Origin of the sequence: Lysinibacillus sp. BNK-21, assembly GCF_048684915.1 — a bacterium.
In the GTDB taxonomy this organism is placed as follows: Bacteria; Bacillota; Bacilli; order Bacillales_A; family Planococcaceae; genus Lysinibacillus; species Lysinibacillus capsici.
Map to the genome: position 1 here is coordinate 4,604,188 of NZ_JBLQTS010000001.1, position 17,920 is coordinate 4,622,107.

A 17,920-nucleotide genomic window follows, 5' to 3' on the forward strand; every position below is an offset into this window, starting at 1 on the left:
CTTTTTACTTATCATCTTTCTTTGGGATTGAAATAAGCCATAAAAAATCATCTTCTATTAATATTTGAATGTCTTGCCCCTCACGGATTAGTTGCTCAGCTTTATGCTGCTTGGCGCTTATACCCCTACGTTTATTACCAAGCACAACGAAATCAGTATGTTGTGTAACAGCTCCCTGTAAATACCCTCCATAGGCTTTTACTTGTTTGAAGGCTTCGGATCGTGTCATGGTAGAAAGGGCGCCTGTGAATACAATTTGTTTCTTATAAAAGGGGTGGGTTAGATTTTCAACTGGATCAGAAAAGAAAATGATTTCTGAGTTATCCTTATTAATCATATTCGTTACTCCTTAAAAAATTAATCGATAAATAAATCCACAAAATTTTATATGTATGCTACATTAAAATTAAAAATATAAAGAGGTACATAGACATGAATTCGCAATTGACTGCTTTCATTACTCTTAGCTGCACATCAGGTGTACTAAATTTGTATTTATGTTTATACGTATTTCTAAAACGCTACAATTATACAAAAATTGCTCAATTGTTTATTAGTTATACCGCATTAATTGCGGTATATTGTTTTGCCTCTGCTTTTGGTTTAATCGCTACAACATTAAGTGCCATAAAGGTTTGGACGGCCATCCAATATGTAGGTATGGCTTTTTCAACGCCTCTCGGATTATTGTTTATCATGCAATACCTAGGCTTTCATCTGACAAGGAAAAAGATAATGGCTCTTCTTGCCATTCCATTTATTAGCTTAGTCATGGTTGCTACAAATGATATACACCATTTTCATTATAGAGTATTTGAAATAGATCCTATATTAGGGGCACCTTATGTTCATCAGGAAATTGGCATATGGTATATCATTCATGGCATATTTACTTTTGGCTGTATGTTCGTATCCTTCTTATTAGTATTAATCCATTGGAAAGAGACTACTAAGGCCTACCGGCAACAATTAATTGCCTTAATGTGTGGTCAACTTATTCCTATGATAACAGCATTCATCTATTTATTGGGCTTAACACCTCAAGGAGTTGATCCTGTTCCTATGGTATTATGGGCTTCTTCATTTTTATATTTATGGTCTATTAATTCCTCACGGTTATTTAGGGTGATGCCTGTTGCCAAGGATGCAATATTTCATAGTATCAATGATGGGGTTATTGTCTTAGATGAATCTGCTCGATTAATAGAGTTTAACCAAGCCTGCAGCAAGGTATTTCCTCAGCTAACCAGATCCATGATTGGTAGGGATATTAGGAAAACATGGCTTGAAGTAACTGGACAACCGATACCATTTACATTGGAGGCAGTGGTGAATACGCAAGACATCGAGATGGTGCTTTCTGATCATACTTATCAAGTGCGTGTTACAGAGCTGCAACATGTTAATCATGGTAAGGGGTTATTACTTATTTTCACTGATATAACAGAGTTGAAGGAGCTACAAAGACAGTTAGAGCAACTCGCTTTTTACGATGAACTTACACAAATTTATAATCGTCGAGCTTTTTTTCAACAATGTAATCAGGCTTACAGCGAGGCAAGAGAATCATCCTCAGCTTTTACTGTCATTTTAATGGACATCGATCATTTTAAAAACGTCAATGATACGTATGGGCATGCTATCGGTGATCAATTACTAGTTCATGTCGTAAAGGTTTGTCAGAGTGTGTTGAAAAAAGGAGAACTGTTTGCACGGTATGGCGGTGAGGAATTTGTTCTTGCACTCAAGGACTCTACATTATTAGAGGGGCAAGCATTAGCTAATTTGCTCTGTAATAGCGTAGAATCCCAGCCACTTATGACTACTGAGGGAGCAATTCGTGCTACTATAAGCTGTGGTGTAGCAGAAGGCACAAAGGGACAAGAGACACTGTATCAGCTTTTAAACAGTGCGGACAAAGCACTGTATGCGGCAAAACAAGCAGGCCGTAATCGAGTACATGTTTTTCTAGAATAAAAAAGCTAAAATATACAATCATTGAGGCAATGATGTATATTTTAGCTTTTTACTTACCAATTTGTATGGAAAACACCTTGTGCATCAATTCGTTCATACGTATGCGCACCGAAATAATCACGTTGTGCCTGTAACATATTAGCATTAGATGAACCTGTTCGATAACTATCGTAATATGTGAGAGAAGCACTCAAGCAAGGGAACGCGTTTCCTGCTTGGATGCCTTCACAAACTATTTTTCTTAATCCATTTTGATAGTCCATCGTCTTTTCTGCAAAGTACGGATCAATTAATAAATTATTTAGAGAAGGTTGCTTTTGATAGGCTTCACTAATAACATTTAAAAATTCTGCTCGAATAATACAACCACTACGGAAAATTAATGCAATATCTTTTAATGGTAAACGCCATTCATAAAGCTCTGATGTCATTTTATATTGTGTAAATCCTTGCGCATAAGCACATATTTTCCCCATATATAGCGCTTGGCGGACGTATTCAATCCAGACATCTTTATCTAGATTTTGTTGTTTATAATTTGGTCCAGATAGTATTGCCTCTGCTTGAATTCGTTCCTCTTTTAATGATGAAATATAGCGAGCGAATAAGGCCTCCGTAATAATTGATGTAGGAATACCATTGTCTATAGATTGCAGGCTTGTCCATTTCCCAGTACCTTTTTGACCAGCTTTATCAAGTATCATATCAATCAGTGGTAATCCTGTTATCTCATCTTTTTTCCTTAAGATTTCAGCTGTTATTTCGATTAAATAGCTTTTCAATTCGCCCTGATTCCATGTTTCAAAGATAGTAGCAATTTCCTCAACGGATAATCCTATATTTTTTCTTAAAAACGTATAGGCCTCCGCAATGAGTTGCATATCTGCATACTCGATTCCATTGTGTACCATTTTGACGAAGTGACCTGCGCCCTTGGGACCAATATACGTACAGCATGGTGTATCATTCACTTGTGCTGCAATCTTTGTCAGTATAGGTGCTACTTTGTTATAGACCTCTTGATCACCACCAGGCATAATAGATGGTCCTGTCAATGCTCCTACTTCACCACCAGAAATACCAATCCCTAAATACCCGATTTCTAAAGCTTTAAGTTCATCGTATCTACGCTCTGTATCTTTATAATGAGAGTTGCCGCCATCCATAATGACATCGCCCTTTTCAAGGAAAGGCACTACTGATTGAATAACTGAATCAATAGCATTCCCAGCTGTCACCATCAAAAAAATCTTTCTTGGTTTTTCTAAAGCTTGTACAAACTCTTCTATTTCATAGTAAGGAGTAAGCGCTTGTCCTTCAACTTTTTGTAGAAGTTTGTCGGTTAAATCTCGTGTGTAATTATAAACGGCTACTTGCTCGCCCTTATTAGCCATGTTTAAAGCGATATTACTGCCCATAACACCTAATCCAATAACGCCAATTGTATTTAACATTGTACTTGCTCCTTTTTAAATATTTTTTAAACAAATAAACTAAGTAATAAAATAAACCCTAAACCAGCTACAGATACAATTGTTTCTAGCAAGGTCCAAGTAGCGAATGTTTCCTTCATGCTCAATCCAAAATATTCTTTAAACATCCAGAAACCTGCATCATTAACATGTGAAGCAATTAAGCTTCCTGCACCTGTTGCCAACACGACCAAGGCAAGGTTTACATCACTTTGACCTAACATTGGAATGACTAAACCAGCTGTTGTTAAAGCAGCAACCGTAGCTGACCCTAATGAAATGCGTAAAATAGCCGCAATAATCCATGCTAGTAAAATTGGCGATAAGGTAGTTCCATGGAAGAGTTCAGCTACATAATCACCGACACCACCATCAATTAAAACTTGTTTGAAGGCACCACCGCCCCCAATAATTAAGAGCATCATACCGATATGGGATATTGCTGTTGTACATGACTCCATTACTTGCTTAATAGGAATTTCCCTTGCGATACCCATTGTATAGACGGCAACTAATAAGGAAATTAACATGGATGTACCAGCTTCACCGATGAAGCGGATACCTGCTAAGAAGCCATTATCTTCAAAGCCAATTGTTTTTTGTAACAGTGTAATAATAGTAGCAATGGACATTAAAATAACGGGTAATAGTGCAGTAAAAACACTTATTCCAAAACTCGGTGTGTCCTCTAGTTCAAATGTTTTTTGTTCACCTAGAGAGGCAATATTTCCAGTTTTGTTGAATGATTCAGGCACTAACCTTTTCGCTAATTTTGTAAATAATGGTCCAGCTAAAATAACAGTCGGAATGGCGATGATAAAGCCATAAAGCAACACCTCACCAATATTTGCCCCAAATTCGCCAGCAATAACAGTTGGTCCAGGATGTGGTGGCAAAAATCCATGTGTGACAGATAAGGCTGCGGTCATTGGAATTCCTAAATATAAAATAGAAACCTTTAATTGTCTTGAAATAGCAAAGACAATTGGGATTAATAGCACAAGACCTACTTCAAAGAAAAGAGCGATACCGATAATAAAGGATGCTGCTACAACTGCCCATTGAATGTTCTTTTCTCCAAATTTATTCACAAGGGTCATGGCAATACGCTGTGCACCGCCAGAATCGGCAATTAATTTTCCTAGCATCGCTCCAAGACCAAATATTAGTGCCAAGTGACCTAATGTTCCACCTAACCCTGCTTCAATCGTTTTTACGATAATATCCAAAGGCATCCCAAGAGCTAAAGCAACACCGAATGAAACAATGATTAATGAAATAAACGTATTTAATTTAAAGCCCATTATTAAAATTAACAGCGCAATAATACCAATACCTACAATAACTAATGGCATGTATTCTCCTCCTCTTTAGTCGGGCTTAATTAAGCTCCTTTGATACTGAGCAATTGACGTATAGTCGTCTGCTAAAACTCTAGATAAACGAATGAAAATTGGGAGTAGCTGTCTATATTCTTTGGCTGCTTCTTCGATTGGCGTATGTTTATAAGTGTCACCAACCATATCAGCGACAACGTCAAAGGAATCAATTTTTCCTGTAGCATATAAGCCTAAAATACAAGCGCCTAGACAGGAGCTTTCATAGCTTTCAGGTACTACCACTTCGGATTCAAAAATATCCGCCATCATTTGTCTCCAAATCTCAGAGCGTGAAAACCCGCCTGTTGCTTGAATACGAGTGACAGGGCTTTCCATACATTCCAGTAATGCTAAATAGACAGTATATAAATTGTAGATAACCCCTTCGAGGGCAGCTCGTATCATATGTTCCTTTTTATGAGACATAGTTAAACCAAAAAATGAACCACGGACATCTGGATTCCATAAAGGCGCACGTTCACCTGATAGATAGGGATGGAATAGCAGCCCATCAGCACCAGGTCTAACACGTTCAGCAATTTTCGTTAACACTTCATATGGATCAATACCTAGTCTTTTAGCTGTTTCAATCTCAGAAGAGGCAAACTCATCGCGAATCCAGCGTAATACCATACCACCATTGTTTACGGGTCCACCAATGACCCAATGGTTTTCTGTTAGTGCATAGCAAAAAATTCTACCCTTTACATCTGTTTTGGGCCTATCAATTATGGTACGGATAGCACCGCTTGTCCCAATAGTGACAGCAATTTCGCCTTCTCGAATGGCGTTTACACCTAGATTAGAGAGCACGCCATCACTTGCACCAATGACAAAAGGTGTTTGTGGGTCAATACCAATTTGTTTAGCTAAAAGGTCATTGCAATTTAAAAATAGTTGAGTTGTTGGTACGAGTGTGGATAATTGTGCTTTCGCAATACCTGCAACAGCTAAAGCATCTTCGTCCCAATCTAATGTATGGAGATTCATCATACCCATACACGAAGCTAATGAATAATCGACGACATATTGATCAAAAAACTTTTTAAAAATGTATTCTTTAATACCGATATATTTCTTCGTTTTGCGCGCGATTTCAGGATGTTCATGCACAAGCCAAGTAATTTTGCTTAGTGGTGACATTGGATGAATAGGTGTACCTGTTCTTTTATAAATTTCATGGCCATTCCAGTCAGTTTTAATTTTATGTGCCCATGCTTCACTACGATTATCCGCCCAAGTGATGACAGGTGTTAACGGTTGATCATTTTCGTCCATAGCGATCACACTATGCATAGCACTACTAAAGGAAACAAATAGTAATGGTTTATCAGAATGGACTTTCATAATGTTGGTAATGGCTTGTAGTACAGCTTGAAAGATTTCTTCTGGATTTTGTTCTGCTGTCGAAATATCCGGTGTATATAATGGATACCCAATATTTTCTTGTTGAATAACCTTCCCATGTTGACTAAATAATACGGCCTTAGTGCTAGTAGTCCCTATATCAACACCTAACATATAGTTAGTCATTTTGTGGCTCAACCCCTTTAGATAGCATTTGCTGTGACCGCCATAAATCTTCTACTTTGCCTTGAACATCATCAAAATTTTCATGTAAGGATTTAATCATAAGCTCTCGATCTTTGGCTCTAATAGCGTCAATATAGAGCTCATGATTTTTCACAATACGAGTAAAATCCTCATATTTCTCTTTAAAGCGCATGCGCATAGATAGTAAAATCAAGCCTTCCATTACTGGCTTTAAATTATTCCAAATCATGGTGATATAGGAATGTCCGATGGAACGAATAATTGTCTCATGGAACATAACATCCTGATAAGAAAATTCGTCTGCATCGTTATACTTAATGGCAACTTTCATCATTTCTAATGTTTTGCTAAGTTCTAGTGCTAAGCTAGTTGTATCCATTTTTATGAGACGTTCAAACACAAATGTTTCAATCAGCAATCGAACATCATAAATTTCTTCAATCTCTTTTTCAGATAAACCAATGACAACAGCACCCATTTTCTCTAATCGAATGATATTTTCAGAAGCTAATATTCTTAAGGCTTCACGAATGGGTGAACGGCTTACTTCAAAATCAGCTGCCAGTTTGTTTTCTGAAAGAATGGTACCGCTTTCAATTAAACCTGAAATAATACGCATTCTAAGTTCATATGCTACACGATCACCTGTAGAAGCCTTAGAAAGCCATTTTTGTGGATATAAATAATCATTATATTCGCTCATAATATCACCCTTTTTGATTTTGAGTATACTTGTATACAAGTATTATAGTCAGAAAGAAAATAAGATTGCAAGCGACTTACTAACAATCAAAAATTGAAAAATCCTCAACTCTATACTTAGCTAAAAAAAATAATTAATGCACATTCTTTTTTCCTCCTTGGACAAACTTTAGAATGAAAAGTTCGTAAACCATATATAAGGTTTTAAAGCTTTTCAAATAATCGATGAAGGATGGTTATGTCAAATATGGATACAAACTGTAACAAATCAAATGGTACGAAAAGTGCAAATAAAACAAATCAACAGCGTCAGACACTTCATCGTGAGGAGTTTGGTGCTGAATTTGAGCTTGATTCAGCTTCAGCACAAATCAATAACTTTGCTGAAACACAAGGAAAAACAGATATCAAGCAACCAGTCAGTGAGAGGACTGCATGGCACTAATTTATATTTGACAACTATTCATGACATTGAGAGGAGGACTAAGGCATGTGCCTTAGTTCTTTGAGTATAGCCTGGGAAATATTGTGTTTATTTTCTTCCATACATATTATCAGAGCATTTCATAATACTACATCTAGAACAATGAAAACATTTTTAAGAAGGGAAGATATATACATTGGCTAAGCACTCCGATACAAGTTGGAAGCAGGATCATCCTAGCACATTGTTTAGTAACTCTGTGCAAAAGGCGGATCGTCTATTAAAGCATGCAAAATCACATCCAGAGGAAATAGCAATAGAACATGCATTTAATCAGATTAAGCATGCTGAAAATGCACGTTTCAATGCAGAACAATATGGTGAGCATTTGGATACGGTTCAGCAAAATAAAGAATATCTAGAGCAGATTAAACAACAATTACATGAAATGAAAAATGATACTGAATAAAAAATAACAATATACAACGGCTTAAATTCACGTAGTGAGGTTTAAGCCGTTGTTTAAATGTGATTAAATTAACACCAAACAATGATTTCATAGGGAGTGGTTTGAGCAGGAATACTCCTAGTGGTAGGACCATAAACAACAATGAGGTTTCGATTGGCAGGACTATTGGTAAAAGGCTGCCCATTTTTAAGTGAAATAATCGTAGTAGAAGAAAGGTTTAATTGTAATTGTCCATCACTACTCAGTAATTGTTGATTAAAGAAATCTACCTTTACATTATGATAATTGCTTTCTTTTACAATAATTAAAGCACGGTATTGTGGCGGGTAAATCATCGGTACAGGTGCATCTCCATCATAATATCCTGTTACCCATTCACCAGTAGTGACAATTTCACGATTAACAAAATAGGTGGAGGGAGAAATAATAAAATTGACGACCCCACCAGCACCATCTTCTAAGGTCATTATTTTATAACAACCGTTCTTATCTCCGTTTTGCCCAACAGAAAAATCACTGATTTGAGTGATAACACCCCGAAAAGATTTAAAATTGACCATACCCATTCCCTTCTTACATATTTCTCATTTTTAGCGTATCATTTTAATTTATGTAGCATTGTAAAATTAGGTGACAGACAATGAATAGGATGCTATTTGATAGCAATCAACTTATACTAAACATGCTTACTATTAGGACAGAGGAGTGGCATCTATTGAATTGGATTTCTAAAAATAAGAAAATCTTTCTATTGTTAATTTTCGTTGTTATTGTTGTCGCTGGTATACTGGATATTAAATATGAGGGATTATTCTTTCAGCTATTACCTACATCAATACAAACATTTTTATCTAATTTATTTTGAAATGTGGAGAACCGTACCTAAAAGAGTGCGGTTTTTTCATTACCAGAATTTTTGCCACAACATGCAACCAATTGTTTGGATTATCTACTTTATAAGTAAGAGTACATAAAAGGAGAAAATGCAAATGGACGATGAAAAAATAGTTGCTTTATACATACAACGCTCACAGCAGGCTATTTTGGAAACAAGGAAAAAATATGGAGCATATTGTAGAGTAATAGCAAGAAGAATCTTGGCAAATTTGAGGGATGTTGAAGAATGTGAGAATGATGCCTACCTAGCTGCATGGAACACAATCCCTCCACAGATACCAAGAAAACTATCTATTTTTTTAGGGAGAATCATACGTAATATTGCACTTGATAAGCATAGCTATAATACAGCCAAAAAGAGAAACAATGAGTTTGAGGTCATTCTCACAGAGCTGGAAGAATGTCTAGCTTCTTCTCATACGGTAGAAACATCCTATGAAGCGGGTGAACTTGCTCAATACATTAGCCAATTTTTATATACCTTAGATGAACAATCTAGAAATATATTTATTCAACGATATTGGTACTCCTATTCTATAAAAGATATTTCCTTACACTTTCAAATGAGTAGTAGTAAAGTTAAGTCCAACTTATTTAGGACACGTAATAAACTAAGATTTTATTTGGAAAGCGAGGGATTATATATATGAAAAAAGAGGAGTTATATCGTGAAATTGGATTTATAGAGGAAGAATTAATTGAAGCCGCCAACTATGAAGTAAAGAAGAAAAGTTTTTCTAAAAAATGGCTCGCAGTGGTAATAAGTATGATGATCGTAAGCTCAGTTTCTACTGCCACAATAGCAGCAGCTTACTATAAACATCAAAATAATGAGCTTTATATTCGTTATTTATCAGCAGAGGATATGGAACTAATGCCAGCTACAAAATATGATGCAGATAAATTTCTAAAAGCTCTAGATAGTGACAAAGAGGAGTATATCTATATTGCAATAAATAGACTAGTAGAGAGCTATAATGATGAAAAGTTGAGAAATAAGGCGTTAAAGGCTATTCAGCCATTTATACAAAGTGATAACAAAAAAATTGCAAATTCGGCTATTTTTGCTGTCGATATTTTATCGGGAAGCTTTAAAAGTCAGCAGGTATATAAATTAGCAGATGGGAGCGTCTTCTTTACTTTATTCAATAATTATTCAGATTACGGAAGCCAAAATGTTCTTTGGCGTATAAAAGATGATGTGCTAGAGGCATATTCTAGCTTCTCCAGTCCATCAATGTATATTAAAGAGATAATTCCTTCACCTGATCAGAAATTAATTGCTATTGTCACGAACTCTAATAAAAGTGAATTTGTTGAAGTCATCAATGTGGAAGAGCGAATGGTAAGCCCGGAGTTAGTAGAATCTTCAAGGGTTAAATATGGTGCTGAGCAAGGGTTAGATACTTGGATTCGAACAGATCATGAAAACTATAGCTATGTGGATCATCTTAGATGGAAGGGAGATGCTACAATAGAATTTGAAGCTAGTCTCTCCTATGATGATACGGCGATTATTAAAAACGTGGTAGTCACTTATGAAGTTAGCCAAAAGAAATTAACTGTTAAAGAAATTAAATAAGAAGCAGATAAAAACAGAAAACGTATTTAAAGGTTTTCTGTTTTTTCAATAGTATCGTAGAAATAAATCAATTAAAAAGGGAGTGAATGATATCAATGGCAAAATGGAAAATAGCCTTAGAAACGTTCCTGAAAGAATGGCAAGATAAAGAGGAAGTTGTAGGAGCGCTCATATGTGGGAGCTATATTACTGGAAATCCCTCTAAGCGCTCTGATATCGATGTTCATATTATTTTGGCGGATAATGTGGGGTGGAGGGAAAGAGGGAATCGTGTTATTGATGGTTTTTTAATTGAATACTTTGCGAATCCACCAAGTCAAATTCGTGGGTATTTCCAAGATGATTTTAAAAAAAGAAGAACCATGTCGATGGTCCAATTTAAAACAGGTAGAATTTTATTTGATTATACTGGAATAATAAAAGACTTGAAATTTGAGGCAGAGGAATGGCTCGAAGAAAAATATAACACAATGAATAAAACGGTCTTAGAAATAAAAAAATATGAACTATGGGATGCACTAGATAATTTAAAGGATTGTTATGAGCAGGATAGAATGGACTTTTCCTTTACCTACCATAACTCATTAGCCAATTTATTTTTGGTGTACTGTCAATTTTTAAATCTAGAAACGATACCCTTTTATCAAATCTATTCCTATCTTGAAGATCCAATTTACCTGCAAAAATATAGTAAGTCAGCATTTCCAGATGAGGACTTTAGAGAAATTTTTATGAGAGCAATGCATGAGGACAATGTTGAAAAGATGATGGCGTTATATGAAACAGTAGTAAGGTATGTGTTCATACAAATGGGCGGTTTTCATATAGATGGCTGGCATATAAAAAGCCCAATCGAAAGTTAATCTTTGGGGAAAGGAAAGTTAGTTCAGATACAAGACGAGCTCCATATTTATATGTTATTATACAGATATAATAATAAAAAGAACCTATTTTTTATGAAAATGTCAACCATTTTTAGGCCGATTATTCCAATAAGCTTAAATAATTCAATTTTTATCTAGAACAAAAAGTGATTTTTTTGCTTGAATTATGATTGGAAAGGCTCGAAAAAAGCTGATAACTCTCATATAAATAGTTGATATTTTATTCTTGAACTAATTGTGATAAACTGCAATAAGGTAATAATTGATACAGAAATGGTGTGCTCCGAGGTTGCTCCATGGCTACAGTACTTCTAAAGTGGGAGTGCTTACATCCTTTCTGCAAATCTTAACATATAAGGAAGGTAAAAATGAGTAACAGACAAATTAAATCAGATGTTATCTTAATTGGTGCCGGAATCATGAGTGCAACTTTGGGAACATTACTCAAAGAATTAGCACCAGATTGGAAAATTACAGTGTTTGAAAAGCTTGAAAAAGCAGGCGAGGAAAGTTCTCACGAATTAAACAATGCGGGAACTGGACATGCTGCATTATGTGAGCTGAACTACACATCAGAGAAAAAAGACGGATCAATCGATATCAAAAAAGCGATTAATGTTAATGAACAGTTCCATGTTTCAAGACAGTTTTGGTCGTATCTTGTAAACAATAAGCTGATCAATAATCCACAAGACTTCATTATGCCTTTACCACATATGAGTTTAGTACAAGGGAAAGAAAATGTTGAGTTTCTAAAGAAACGTCATGAAACGATGACAAAAAATCCTTTATTTGAAGGAATGGAATTTTCTAATGACCCTGAAACACTAAAAAAATGGATTCCACTTATTATGGAAAATCGTCCTGCTGGTGAAGACATTGCTGCAACAAAAATTGACACTGGTACAGATGTTAACTTTGGTGCTTTAACACGTATGTTAATTGATCACTTAAAAGCAAAAGATGTAGATGTTAACTATAATCATAGTGTTGAAAGTTTAAAACAAGCTAGTGATGGTACATGGGAAGTACGTGTGCACGATTTAGATGGCTGTAAAATGGAATATCATTCAGCAAAATTTGTCTTCCTTGGAGCTGGTGGAGGAAGCTTAGAATTACTACAAAAATCAGGTATTCCTGAAGGGAAACATATTGGTGGATTCCCAATTAGCGGTCTATTCTTAGCATGTAATAATCCAGAAATAGCTGAACAACATCATGCAAAAGTATACGGAAAAGCAAAAGTTGGTGCTCCACCAATGTCGGTTCCGCATCTTGACACACGTTATATTGATAACAAGAAATCATTACTATTTGGACCATTCGCAGGTTTCTCTCCTAAGTTCTTAAAAACAGGTTCAAATATGGATTTATTTGCTTCTGTAAAACCGCATAATATCACAACTTTATTAGCTGCGGGCGTGAAAGAGATGGGCTTAACAAAGTATTTAATCCAACAGCTTATGCTTTCAAAAGAACAACGTATGGAAGAGTTACGTGAGTTCATTCCAAATGCAAAAAGTGATGATTGGGATATTATCGTAGCTGGACAACGTGTACAAGTTATTAAAGATACAGAAGCTGGCGGTAAAGGAACACTTCAATTCGGTACAGAAGTTGTAAGTGCTTCTGATGGCTCGATTGCAGCTTTACTAGGAGCTTCACCAGGTGCATCTACGGCTGTACATGTTATGCTTGAAGTTCTTAATAAATGTTTCCCTCAACATATCAAGGAGTGGGAACCAAAAATTAAAGAAATGATTCCATCTTATGGTCTATCATTAGCAGAAAACCCTGAGCTTTTAAAAGAAATAAATGCAACAACAGATAAAGCACTTGGCTTAAAATAAAAATAAGTCATGGTAAGCGTTTAAGAAAGAGCTCTCAATCTATTCTGATTGAGAGCTCTTTTTTATTTGAATAAATTCTTTCCTGGGAAATTTTAAATCCAATTGCCTTCTTTTTAATAAAAGAACCATCAAATTTGCTATAAATCTTGCCCTGTATTTTATGACACTATAGCTCTATGTCCCATTGTGATATAGATGGTAGTTTCCTATACTTTGTATATACAATAAGAAGGGAGCCAATCTATAGATGATTAAGCTACAGGATATTGGAACATTTTCAGAACTACCAGAGCTTGCAATGTATATCTATACTGGCGATATTACAGCTTTGCGAGTTGCGAGGGATAAAGGCTGGAATATTGAAGAAGAGATATGTTTAAGTCAGCATACATCATTAAGCCCATTGGATTTAGCGTTGATTGCACAAAGATTGGATGTAGTAAAATTATTAGTTGGATATGGGGTTAATTTAAATGTGGAAAAAAATCCTTCTTTTTTAAGAGCTGTTCGATATTGTAAAGAAAATATAGTACGTTACCTTGTTGAACAAGGAGCAAAATTAGATGGCTATAACCAAGTGAGATCTGGAGCCTATTCTCAGGCCTACTATGGCAATAAAAGAAATATCCCTCTTATTCATGAACTTGGGCTTGATATAAAGCAGCATGGAGGTCCTGTATTGCGTCAGGCTGTGTCGAATTTTGATAAAAAAACAGTCACTTATTTACTTGATCAAGGAGTAGATATTAATTATCAAAAGCCTGATATGGTCTATCCCTATGAAGCAACACCATTAACAGTTGCAACAAGAATGGGAAATATAGCTATGGTGAACTATTTGATTGAACGAGGTGCAAACATCACTTTAGCGGAGAAAGATGGTGAGAGAGCTTATACAATTGCTGTACGTATGAAAAATATGGAACTAGCAAATTACTTAAAGGCTCTAGAACCAATAGAACTCCATACTATTGAAAACAAAAAAGAGACATTGAAAAAATACAAGTTACCAGATGAATTGATTAATTTTCTGACAGGAGATCGACTGCATCTTGAGCTTGCACCAAATGATTATGACATTCACTTTATCGATTTTTTCAAACTAACTGATACAATTGAGATGAAACTAGGTCATAGAGAGCTCCTCCTTCTTTCCGCAAATATCGACAATTATTCTGATTTGCAAATAGTCTGGAACCCAAAAGGAGAAGGCCGTATAGGGTGCTATGATGTGGAGCATGAGGAGTATGCTAATTTATGTAGTTTTAAAGAATTTATTGGTAGACCTGAAATATACCTTATCCGTTTCCTTGAAGGAGAACTATAGCAATGTTTTAAGCTACCAATAAAAATGTGAATCAACTGATTAAATAAGCCTCCCTGCTATTCAACTTAAAAGTCGATGAGAGTAAGCATATTCTTTCTAAGAAATATGCTTACTTTTTATTGCTCTATATACGAAGAGTTGACAAACAAAAAACAATAGAACGTTTAATATATATGGCACAAAAGAACAACAGTAGGGCTATTAACAGGGCGAAGGGGATGCTGAACATAACAGGAAGTTCTACGCCATACCAAAGGCCCATTTTAATTTGATCCACTCCGAATGTTCGTAAAAAACCAGCGAGGATGGATAAGCCAGCGCTTAAAAGTAATCCAACATAAAGTACAGATAAAACTACTAAAGCTAATGAGCAAAAAAAAGTCTTTAGCATTTTTAGAAGGATCATTCTTTTTCCCTCCGTATAATGTGGTGCACCTTTGAACTCGAAGCTATCGAATAATCATCCGTATAGTAAAGTGTCCCAATCACACTATTTTCCCCAACATGGACGACTTCCCCTTCCACAAACTCTGCATTCGTATTAGATAATTGTAGGTGTTTTCCACTAATTGTGTGACAGCGTAATATTTTTTTAAATAACGGAAGAAGGGTTATCCTATCCTTTTCTATTACCACATTTTCAGCCCTTAACCTGTCAATTCCGCTTTCTCCCGATAACTTCAAATGAAAGTGATGAGCGATTATTTCCGCAGCCTTGACTATTCCAATGGCATCAAATTGCTCGCTCTGTAATTTCTCTTCAACCATTAGCTTTCCAGAACTATTGATTTTTTGGATAAAACCATTACGTATTTTAATATTCCCGGCATTTGTAAGTTCTCCGATTTGGCAATAATCCTTTAACTTACACGAGCCAGTACTATTAAATATCTGCGCTGTAACTGGATAATAGAAGGAGCTATGACCATGAGTGGACACTTTTATTAAGTGTACTTCTTGTTGTAACGATACAGCGCCTCGAATGTTTAATTGTTCATAATCAGCATCCAAATGTTTAACGGTGCCATTCGTTTGTGTAAGGGTACGGAGTTTTTGAAACATAAAGTCACCTCATTATAATTTAATTAATATATATTTTAATTATTAAAATATATATTAATTAAATTATATGCTACTTCCATTTGTCAAGAACAAAAGCACTGCTTAAATTAAACAATAAAAAAAGGATTTCAATTTGTTGAAATCCTAAAAAATTTTATTCATTAATTGGTTTACTTCGCGTAAGATGTTGGCCATGTCTATGAGTTTATCCTGAGAAAACTTTAAAAAGATTTCTTGAACCTTCATGTCACCAATATTGGTTAAAGCCATTTTGACCACACGTCGATCATTATTTTCTCTAATTCTTTGTATGAGTTCGAGTTTTTCCAGTTTATCGCACATGGAAGTTACAGCTCCGGGTGTTACACTAAAGAATTCAGCAATTTCTGTTGCCTTCATCCCATTATTTATTTTTAGCTGTAGGAGTAATATTAATTGGTTTTGTGATAACGCCTCTCCTTCAGATAAAAGATCTACAAACATTTTCGACTTCTGCTGTATTTCCAGCATTTCTTTCATAATAATTTCTACATTGTTTAGATTTTCTGGCATATAATCACGTCCGCTAAAATATTTAATAATTAAATTATATAGCAATTAAATAAATGCTACCAAGTGTAGAATTACTTTAAGAAATATTTATTTTTTAAAAGTCGTACGCATCCATTCGAAAAATCTCTCTTTTTCTTCGAACTGGGGGTAGTGAGCAGATTGTTCATATGCTATGAATTCCTTTTTCTTCGCGATAATTTGGTCGAAGTACTTTTTAGCGCTATTCGATGATGTTTGATAATCATAATCCCCCATTACAAAATAGAAGGGAAGAGTCAGTGAATTGACTTTCGCAGGAAGTGGGGACTGCAAGACTTCGTTTACTAAGACTTCTTGCGATAGGGATATCCCCTTGCTATAGCGAATAATATCTAACAAATTATATTCGGTACTAAAAAGCATCCCTAACATATTTCCATCAGGGTTAGTAATAAGTCTTGTAGCGCCACCGTATTTGCTCACTAAATGACGAGGCGTAAATGTTTTACCACTACTAATTTCCTCCATTAACCTCTGTAAATGTGCAACTTCCTCTGTGTTACTCTTAAGCTGAGCCTGTTTGATCGTAAAGTGTAAACTGTCCATCTCACTTTCAACGGTATTACTCATTTGACCAATCCCTACATAGGCCTCATATTTATCAGGAGCTTTAGCAGCTGCTTGTGTGGCAATATAGGTACCGTAGGAATGACCAATTAAGATAATTTTTTCTTTATCTAGATGATTAGCAATATAGTCAGTCAGTGCTAGTAAATCCTCCACAAGCAAATCAGATGAAAGATTTGAGTAGTCCTCAAAAAAATGATAAGACTTCCCACTAGCCCTTTGATCATAATTTACCACTGTAAATTCGGTTTCCAATAAATCTTGATATTTTTTAGCGTAGGGTATTTCAGAGCGACCTGGTCCGCCATGGACAAAGATGATGACAGGATTATTTTTGTTATGGCCCCGTATCATGATTTCATGGTCACTGCCGTTAATTTCTACCTGTTCTAGCGTACTGATGCTGTTCATGTCCTCTATAGATGATGTCCATGTTGGAAATACAAGTGCTAATAATAGTAAGGAGGTCATAATCAAGACAAGATATTTAATGAACTTTTTAATCCTTTTCATACAATACCTACTTTACATGCGTTTCATAAAGCTAGCATGATACATTTTTCTTTTATACACATAAAAATACATACTCAGAGGCCACCAAAGTGTCACAAAAATAGGGTAAATCGCCCATATAACGCTTGGTGAAGAAACAACATTTACTGTAATGAAAAAGATACTAATTAGTATCGTAGCTGTAACGGAGAATGCTACAAAGGTTTTTCGTTGCGCGTGATATAAAGCTAGAGGCCACCATATCACTAAAAAAGCAGGATAAATTGCCCAAGGGTATTGAGGAGATACAATCATATTCAATATAGAGTAATAGATGATGGTAGAAGCACATCCAATTAGAGCTGTTTTTAACGTTTTTGCCTTTTCATCTAAGTACATGAGGATTGGCCACCAGATAATTGGATAAATCGCATAGATAAACCATAAATGATCTGGTGCGTAAATATAATTTTCAACTATTAGAAATGTAATAATTAAGGCACTACAAACAATTGAGTATTGTTTATACAATTTTTTAGCCATAAAGAATAACGTAATAGGCCAAAACAGTAGCAATAAGCATGGATATACAAACCACATTGTTTGAGGAGATGTCGTATAATTAACAACCCCTAAAAAAATCATTGTCATCAAGCTCCCCGCTATAGAAAAGTTAATAAAGTTCCTCATG

The 17,920-nt window shown here is 35.4% G+C and carries 19 protein-coding genes; 9 read left to right on the plus strand and 10 right to left on the minus strand.

Translation table 11 applies throughout. The annotated features are described in order from the left end of the window. Window positions 1-4: 4 nt before the first annotated feature. Window positions 5-337 (minus strand): BRCT domain-containing protein, encoded by a 333-nt coding sequence (locus tag ACMGGO_RS23020; protein ID WP_103119029.1) that lies wholly within the window; start codon window positions 335-337, stop codon window positions 5-7. A 95-nt stretch (window positions 338-432) separates the two neighbouring features. Between ACMGGO_RS23020 and ACMGGO_RS23025 the strand changes: the two genes are divergently transcribed. Continuing rightward, window positions 433-1,977, plus strand: a complete 1,545-nt coding sequence (locus tag ACMGGO_RS23025; RefSeq protein WP_103119028.1) for a histidine kinase N-terminal 7TM domain-containing protein — start codon at window positions 433-435, stop codon at window positions 1,975-1,977. A gap of 53 nt (window positions 1,978-2,030) precedes the next feature. Here the strand turns inward: ACMGGO_RS23025 and gnd are convergent, their stop codons facing one another. Genes gnd through ACMGGO_RS23045 form a run of 4 tightly spaced genes read right to left on the minus strand, consistent with a single transcriptional unit; the run spans window position 2,031 to window position 7,085 of the window. Then, the gene (gene gnd / locus ACMGGO_RS23030) at window positions 2,031-3,431 is read right to left on the minus strand and encodes a decarboxylating NADP(+)-dependent phosphogluconate dehydrogenase (protein ID WP_103119027.1); all 1,401 of its coding nucleotides are present in this window, start codon (window positions 3,429-3,431) and stop codon (window positions 2,031-2,033) included. 26 nt (window positions 3,432-3,457) lie between these two features. Beyond that, window positions 3,458-4,804, minus strand: coding sequence for a GntP family permease (locus ACMGGO_RS23035; RefSeq protein ID WP_103119026.1), 1,347 nt, complete (start codon window positions 4,802-4,804; stop codon window positions 3,458-3,460). 15 nt (window positions 4,805-4,819) lie between these two features. Then, window positions 4,820-6,361, minus strand: coding sequence for a gluconokinase (gene gntK, locus ACMGGO_RS23040; protein ID WP_374805784.1), 1,542 nt, complete (start codon window positions 6,359-6,361; stop codon window positions 4,820-4,822). Then, window positions 6,354-7,085 (minus strand): GntR family transcriptional regulator, encoded by a 732-nt coding sequence (locus ACMGGO_RS23045; RefSeq protein WP_048395289.1) that lies wholly within the window; start codon window positions 7,083-7,085, stop codon window positions 6,354-6,356. The genes gntK and ACMGGO_RS23045 overlap by 8 nt, the downstream gene beginning before the upstream one ends. A gap of 237 nt (window positions 7,086-7,322) precedes the next feature. Between ACMGGO_RS23045 and ACMGGO_RS23050 the strand changes: the two genes are divergently transcribed. Both ACMGGO_RS23050 and ACMGGO_RS23055 read left to right on the plus strand, forming a co-directional pair. Next, the gene (locus tag ACMGGO_RS23050; protein ID WP_374805785.1) at window positions 7,323-7,529 is read left to right on the plus strand and encodes a hypothetical protein; all 207 of its coding nucleotides are present in this window, start codon (window positions 7,323-7,325) and stop codon (window positions 7,527-7,529) included. A 175-nt stretch (window positions 7,530-7,704) separates the two neighbouring features. Continuing rightward, complete coding sequence (locus tag ACMGGO_RS23055; RefSeq protein ID WP_004233441.1) at window positions 7,705-7,977, plus strand: hypothetical protein; 273 nt, start codon at window positions 7,705-7,707, stop codon at window positions 7,975-7,977. A gap of 68 nt (window positions 7,978-8,045) precedes the next feature. On the opposite strand, the gene ACMGGO_RS23060 is transcribed toward ACMGGO_RS23055, so the two are convergent. After that, window positions 8,046-8,537 carry a hypothetical protein gene (locus tag ACMGGO_RS23060; RefSeq protein ID WP_103119024.1) on the minus strand — a complete coding sequence of 164 codons (492 nt, stop codon included), beginning with the start codon at window positions 8,535-8,537 and terminating at the stop codon, window positions 8,046-8,048. A 155-nt stretch (window positions 8,538-8,692) separates the two neighbouring features. Between ACMGGO_RS23060 and ACMGGO_RS23065 the strand changes: the two genes are divergently transcribed. From ACMGGO_RS23065 to ACMGGO_RS23090, 6 genes are all read left to right on the plus strand, one after another. Next, a complete protein-coding gene (locus ACMGGO_RS23065; protein ID WP_231595739.1) occupies window positions 8,693-8,842 on the plus strand; it encodes a hypothetical protein in 150 nt (49 codons plus the stop codon). A gap of 124 nt (window positions 8,843-8,966) precedes the next feature. Next, entirely contained in the window at window positions 8,967-9,524 is a 558-nt protein-coding gene (locus tag ACMGGO_RS23070; protein WP_054548847.1) for an RNA polymerase sigma factor, read from the plus strand. After that, window positions 9,521-10,456 (plus strand): hypothetical protein, encoded by a 936-nt coding sequence (locus tag ACMGGO_RS23075; protein WP_048395297.1) that lies wholly within the window; start codon window positions 9,521-9,523, stop codon window positions 10,454-10,456. Before ACMGGO_RS23070 ends, ACMGGO_RS23075 begins: the two co-directional genes overlap by 4 nt. Before the next feature lie 95 nt (window positions 10,457-10,551). Continuing rightward, a complete protein-coding gene (locus ACMGGO_RS23080; RefSeq protein ID WP_115673238.1) occupies window positions 10,552-11,319 on the plus strand; it encodes a nucleotidyltransferase domain-containing protein in 768 nt (255 codons plus the stop codon). A gap of 389 nt (window positions 11,320-11,708) precedes the next feature. Beyond that, on the plus strand, window positions 11,709-13,190 hold the full coding sequence (locus ACMGGO_RS23085) for a malate:quinone oxidoreductase (protein WP_004233452.1): 1,482 nt from the start codon (window positions 11,709-11,711) through the stop codon (window positions 13,188-13,190). Between the two features lie 247 nt (window positions 13,191-13,437). Then, window positions 13,438-14,517: an ankyrin repeat domain-containing protein gene (locus tag ACMGGO_RS23090; protein WP_420282288.1), complete on the plus strand. Its 1,080-nt coding sequence runs from the start codon at window positions 13,438-13,440 to the stop codon at window positions 14,515-14,517. 402 nt (window positions 14,518-14,919) lie between these two features. On the opposite strand, the gene ACMGGO_RS23095 is transcribed toward ACMGGO_RS23090, so the two are convergent. The 4 genes from ACMGGO_RS23095 to ACMGGO_RS23110 form a co-directional block, all read right to left on the minus strand. Beyond that, on the minus strand, window positions 14,920-15,579 hold the full coding sequence (locus ACMGGO_RS23095) for a hypothetical protein (RefSeq protein WP_048395305.1): 660 nt from the start codon (window positions 15,577-15,579) through the stop codon (window positions 14,920-14,922). Window positions 15,580-15,723: 144 nt separating this feature from the next. After that, window positions 15,724-16,131, minus strand: coding sequence for a MarR family transcriptional regulator (locus tag ACMGGO_RS23100; RefSeq protein WP_054548503.1), 408 nt, complete (start codon window positions 16,129-16,131; stop codon window positions 15,724-15,726). An 87-nt stretch (window positions 16,132-16,218) separates the two neighbouring features. After that, window positions 16,219-17,250: an alpha/beta fold hydrolase gene (locus ACMGGO_RS23105; RefSeq protein ID WP_420282289.1), complete on the minus strand. Its 1,032-nt coding sequence runs from the start codon at window positions 17,248-17,250 to the stop codon at window positions 16,219-16,221. A 12-nt stretch (window positions 17,251-17,262) separates the two neighbouring features. Further along, window positions 17,263-17,919, minus strand: coding sequence for a hypothetical protein (locus tag ACMGGO_RS23110; RefSeq protein WP_054548504.1), 657 nt, complete (start codon window positions 17,917-17,919; stop codon window positions 17,263-17,265). Between the last annotated feature and the right edge of the window lies 1 nt (window position 17,920).

Bases quoted from the DNA above. Each gene is read 5' to 3' on its own strand.
- ACMGGO_RS23080 (WP_115673238.1), top strand. From the start codon at position 10,552: ATGGCAAAATGGAAAATAGCCTTAGAAACGTTCCTGAAAGAATGGCAA.
- ACMGGO_RS23070 (WP_054548847.1), top strand. From the start codon at position 8,967: ATGGACGATGAAAAAATAGTTGCTTTATACATACAACGCTCACAGCAG.
- ACMGGO_RS23085 (WP_004233452.1), top strand. From the start codon at position 11,709: ATGAGTAACAGACAAATTAAATCAGATGTTATCTTAATTGGTGCCGGA.
- gnd (WP_103119027.1), bottom strand. From the start codon at position 3,431: ATGTTAAATACAATTGGCGTTATTGGATTAGGTGTTATGGGCAGTAAT.
- ACMGGO_RS23020 (WP_103119029.1), bottom strand. From the start codon at position 337: ATGATTAATAAGGATAACTCAGAAATCATTTTCTTTTCTGATCCAGTT.
- ACMGGO_RS23100 (WP_054548503.1), bottom strand. From the start codon at position 16,131: ATGCCAGAAAATCTAAACAATGTAGAAATTATTATGAAAGAAATGCTG.
- ACMGGO_RS23060 (WP_103119024.1), bottom strand. From the start codon at position 8,537: ATGGTCAATTTTAAATCTTTTCGGGGTGTTATCACTCAAATCAGTGAT.
- ACMGGO_RS23110 (WP_054548504.1), bottom strand. From the start codon at position 17,919: ATGAGGAACTTTATTAACTTTTCTATAGCGGGGAGCTTGATGACAATG.
- ACMGGO_RS23095 (WP_048395305.1), bottom strand. From the start codon at position 15,579: ATGTTTCAAAAACTCCGTACCCTTACACAAACGAATGGCACCGTTAAA.
- ACMGGO_RS23035 (WP_103119026.1), bottom strand. From the start codon at position 4,804: ATGCCATTAGTTATTGTAGGTATTGGTATTATTGCGCTGTTAATTTTA.
- gntK (WP_374805784.1), bottom strand. From the start codon at position 6,361: ATGACTAACTATATGTTAGGTGTTGATATAGGGACTACTAGCACTAAG.
- ACMGGO_RS23045 (WP_048395289.1), bottom strand. From the start codon at position 7,085: ATGAGCGAATATAATGATTATTTATATCCACAAAAATGGCTTTCTAAG.
- ACMGGO_RS23105 (WP_420282289.1), bottom strand. From the start codon at position 17,250: ATGAAAAGGATTAAAAAGTTCATTAAATATCTTGTCTTGATTATGACC.
- ACMGGO_RS23075 (WP_048395297.1), top strand. From the start codon at position 9,521: ATGAAAAAAGAGGAGTTATATCGTGAAATTGGATTTATAGAGGAAGAA.
- ACMGGO_RS23050 (WP_374805785.1), top strand. From the start codon at position 7,323: ATGTCAAATATGGATACAAACTGTAACAAATCAAATGGTACGAAAAGT.
- ACMGGO_RS23025 (WP_103119028.1), top strand. From the start codon at position 433: ATGAATTCGCAATTGACTGCTTTCATTACTCTTAGCTGCACATCAGGT.
- ACMGGO_RS23090 (WP_420282288.1), top strand. From the start codon at position 13,438: ATGATTAAGCTACAGGATATTGGAACATTTTCAGAACTACCAGAGCTT.